General features: G+C 33.4%; 1 protein-coding gene. It reads left to right on the top strand.

Annotated elements, in window-relative coordinates; genetic code table 11:
- Positions 1–119 precede the first annotated feature (119 nt).
- A protein-coding gene (locus COC46_RS15650; RefSeq protein ID WP_098810738.1) for an IS3 family transposase occupies positions 120–1,453 on the top strand; the annotation gives its coding sequence in 2 pieces (ribosomal slippage) (positions 120–492 and positions 492–1,453; 1,335 coding nt in all).
- The last annotated feature ends 46 nt before the right edge of the window (positions 1,454–1,499 follow it).

Below are 1,499 nucleotides of genomic sequence, written 5' to 3'. Positions count from 1 at the left end.
TGAAATGTTACCCGAATAATAGACACTTAAAAAAAGGGTCTATTATTCGGGTATTTTTATGTCCTCGACATTCAAATCCCGTTTATAATAAAAATATAAATAGATGAGGTCGGGGAAAAATGAGTAAAATTATTTTTAATAGTTTCCAAATAAAACAACTTGAAAAAAATAGTAATGTGAGTAAGGTATCAGAACGTTCAATAAGCTATAAACCAGAATTTAAAGTAAAGGCTGTATTGGAAAATCTTAAAGGAAAAGGCCCTCTTCAAATCTTTATTGAAAATGGATTTGATTTAGAAATTATAGGTAAAGACAAACCAGGTCAATGTTTAGATCGTTGGAGAAATACTTATAAAATCTACGGAGAAGTAGGGTTCTATACAGAAAGACGTGGGAAAGGTTCAACTGGAAGACCAAGTTCAAATGACCAAACAGCTGAACAGAAATTAAAAAAAGCTGAAGCTCGAATAGCGTATCTTGAGGCAGAGGTAGAGTTTTTAAAAAAGCTCGACGAACTAGAAAGGCAGGCGGCTCAGAAAAAGAAAGGTTAACGAAAGCTGAGAAATTCGAATTGATTGAACAGACATTAAGAAATCATGAATTTCCACAGATGGTTTCGTATTTCTGCAAGCTAGCAGGCGTGAGTCGAAGTGGCTATTACGCATTCTTAAAAGCTGAAAAAATACGATATGAGCGTGAAAAACGTGATGAAGTAGATTATCAATTAATAAAGGATATCTTCGATAAATCTAATCAAAAGAAGGGTATTCGCCACATTAAGATGTATTTGGCCAAGGAAATGGGTGTTACTATGAACTTTAAACGTATCTATCGCATAATGAAAAAATATTCGATGTACACAAAAATTCGTAGGACAAACCCCTATAAAAAAATGGCAAAGGCTACACAGGAACATAAAACGCTTAAAAATATTCTTAATCGTAAATTTAAACAAGATACCCCACAAAAGACTTTATTGACTGATATAACTTACTTATACTACGGTAAGGGTCAAAAAGCATATTTATCATGCGTTAAGGACTGTGCAACTAGAGAAATTCTAGCTGCTCATATTTCCACATCCCTTTCAATGGAAATTGCCTATACTACTCTAGATAAATTAGAAGAAGCACTAGATGGATACATATATCCAGGCGCAATATTACATTCAGATCAGGGATTCCATTATACTCATCCAGAGTTTCAAAAAAGAGTGAAAAAAATGGGTCTTATTCAATCAATGTCTCGAAAAGGTAACTGTTGGGATAACGCCCCAATGGAATCATTCTTTGGTCATTTAAAAGATGAAGTAGATTATAGAGAGTGTCAAACTATATATGAACTACAAAAATGTATTTATGATTATATCGAAGAATATAATCATCATCGTCCACAATGGACATTAAATAAAATGACTCCGGTTGAATACCGGAGCCAATTACTTTGTGCCTAAAAAGGGAGTCTCTTTTTTATGTGTCCACTTTATAGGGAACAATTCA

Source organism: Bacillus sp. AFS041924 (assembly GCF_002577195.1).
Taxonomy (GTDB): Bacteria; Bacillota; Bacilli; order Bacillales; family Bacillaceae_G; genus Gottfriedia.
Note: the sequence above shows the minus strand (reverse complement) of the source record. Positions and strands in the feature narration are given on the sequence as shown.